Here is an 879-nt window from a genome sequence, read left to right as displayed (position 1 = left end):
GTAACTATAGTTGTAATTATAACTATAACTAGCTTCCACTATTGTGGAGGCTTTTTTTTGAAAAAAGGTGGAGATGCGTAAATTATCGTAAAAAAAACAGTGTAGTCATAAGAAAGCAAAGGAGCGATTTTATGACACACGTTTTGTATCATGGTTCAACACAAGATTTTAATGAATTTATGAATCGAAGACAGAGTACAAATGGACGGGCTCAAGGTTTTGGTATTTACCTAACTAAAAGCGAGCAACTCGCTTTTAGTTATTCAGGCTCAATGGATAAGCCTGGGTTTGTATATGAAGTTGACGCAACAAAGATTGATAAAATGAAACACCTTGAAAATAAGAGGGTTACGCTTTCTGTTGCTGATGTGGTATCACTTTTAGAAAGTATTAATGCAGAACAGGATTATCCATATACATTGACTGATTACTATGGTGATGATTTAGAGCCGGGTTGGACACCAAAAAATCAGGAAATAGCAGAAGAGGTGGCCCGACACCTATTAAATCAAGAGGATAATGATCTGGATATTATTAATGATCTGAATAATGTTTCGGGTGAAACTGAAGCACTCGCTAAGGGCTTAACTAAATTGGGTATTGGTAGTACAAAAGATGACACGAGCATGGACGAAAATGGGGAGCCTGCAATAGTTGTCTTCGATCCTAAAAATGTTCTAATTACACGGAAAATGACAGCGGTCGAGGCAAAAAAAGAGTTAGAAATGAATGACAACCAAAAGACCGTGCAGCGCCAACAGATTCTTCAGGAGGGAGCCTTAGAAGTCGGGTATTCCAATGACGTAAAGGCCGCTATGCTTGATCTTGATCCTGATCTATTAGGGAAGACCTTTTCCGATACGGACCTTGTTTTGAGCT

General features: G+C 38.5%; 1 pseudogene. It reads left to right on the top strand.

The window, feature by feature from the left end:
- Window positions 1–131: 131 nt before the first annotated feature.
- Window positions 132–879: pseudogene (locus tag IV71_RS08140) on the top strand (hypothetical protein); the annotation flags it as partial.

It is taken from the genome of Fructobacillus fructosus KCTC 3544 (assembly GCF_001438695.1).
Taxonomy (GTDB): domain Bacteria; phylum Bacillota; class Bacilli; order Lactobacillales; family Lactobacillaceae; genus Fructobacillus; species Fructobacillus fructosus.
The sequence above is the reverse complement of the archived record's forward strand: the minus strand, read 5'-3'. Positions and strand labels throughout refer to the sequence as shown.